Below are 1336 nucleotides of genomic sequence, written 5' to 3'. Positions count from 1 at the left end.
AGACCAGGTCGAGCGGAACCTGCGCGAACTCGGCCTCGACCGGCTCGACCTGGTCTACCTGCGTCCCGGCGGCATCGAGGCGCCGGGCGGCGAGTCGGTCGCCGAGCGGTTCGAGGCGCTCGCCGCGCTCCGCGAGGAGGGCCTGATCCGGCACCTCGGCGTGAGCCACGTGGACGCGGCGCAGCTCGCCGAGGCCCGCGCGATCGCGCCGGTCACGGCGCTTCAGAACCGGTTCGACGTCACCCGTCCCGCCGACGTCGAGATGCTGCGGGCCTGCGAGGAGGGCGGCATCGCCTACGTGCCGTACTTCCCGCTCGGCGGGTTCGGCGTGCCGGACGACGCGCGCCTCAAGGCCGTCGCCGCCCGGCATGACGCCACTCCGGCGCAGGTGCTGCTGGCAGGGCTGCTGGCGCTGTCGCCGGTGACGCTGGCGATTCCCGGCACGTCCTCGCTCGCGCACCTGGAGGAGAATGTCGCGGCCGGGGAGCTGGAGCTCACGGACGATGACCTGCTGGCCCTGCGGGGCTGACACCGCGGAGGTCCTTCGGGCGCCTCATGTGGCCAGCCTTTCTCCGTTCCCGAGGGCGGGGCGAGTGCCTGTGCCGGGCACAATCCAGCCGGGACGGGAGGCGCGCATGAACGTCAGGTTCGTGATCGCAGGAGTCCTGGCGGGTGCGCTCGCCGGGTGCGGCCAAGGATCGTCCACCGAGGACATGGACACGCCCGGCCATACCCTGCCCGCGCGGTCGGCGCGGGCGTGGACGGCCGTCGGCACCACCTCGCGCGGCCCGGCCCTGATGGACGACACGGGTGCGGCGCTCTACACGTTCGTCCCGGAGAGCGGCCGAGCGTCCGGGTGCCCGAAGGCGTGCCAGGCGAGGTGGCCGCCGTACCTCACGAAGGGCGCGCCGCGCGCGGGCGCGGGAGCGCGCTCCGACCTGCTCGGGACCGTGCGGCGGCCGGACGGTACCGAGCAGGTCACCTATGCGGGGCACCGGCTGTATCGGTTCGCGGACGACTACTACACCGGGGACGCCCGCGGCGCAGGGCTCTACGACTTCGGCGGCACCTGGCACCTGCTCGGCGGCTCCGGAGCGCGGCTCTGAGGACACGGCGGCGAGCTCCTCACGCGGCGCCTCACGTGTCGTGGAAGGACTGCGGGACGATCACGCGCAGCGCGTTGCCGAGCAGCCGGATCGAGACGGGCGTCCGGCCGCGGATCTCGCCGTCCACGTCCACCGGCAGCGGCGGGTCGGTCTCGATCCGCACGTGCTGCGTGGTCAGGAACGCGCCCTCCGACAGCGAGCGCCACGGACCCGTCAGCACGTGCCGCGCG

2 protein-coding genes and 1 pseudogene are annotated in these 1336 nt (G+C 74.1%); 2 read left to right on the top strand and 1 reads right to left on the bottom strand.

What is annotated here, in order from left to right; all coding sequences use genetic code 11:
- Both AB0J52_RS40890 and AB0J52_RS40885 read left to right on the top strand, forming a co-directional pair.
- Window positions 1-529: aldo/keto reductase (locus AB0J52_RS40890; RefSeq protein ID WP_500188622.1), on the top strand; the 529-nt coding region annotated here is incomplete at its 5' end.
- A 106-nt stretch (window positions 530-635) separates the two neighbouring features.
- Window positions 636-1106, top strand: coding sequence for a COG4315 family predicted lipoprotein (locus tag AB0J52_RS40885; protein ID WP_500188620.1), 471 nt, complete (start codon window positions 636-638; stop codon window positions 1104-1106).
- Window positions 1107-1137: 31 nt separating this feature from the next.
- On the opposite strand, the pseudogene AB0J52_RS40880 reads toward AB0J52_RS40885, so the two are convergent.
- A pseudogene (locus AB0J52_RS40880) lies at window positions 1138-1336 on the bottom strand (diacylglycerol kinase); the annotation flags it as partial.

This window comes from Spirillospora sp. NPDC049652, from assembly GCF_040675125.1.
Lineage (GTDB): Bacteria > Actinomycetota > Actinomycetes > Streptosporangiales > Streptosporangiaceae > Spirillospora.
This window is presented reverse-complemented; position numbering and strand designations above follow the sequence as displayed.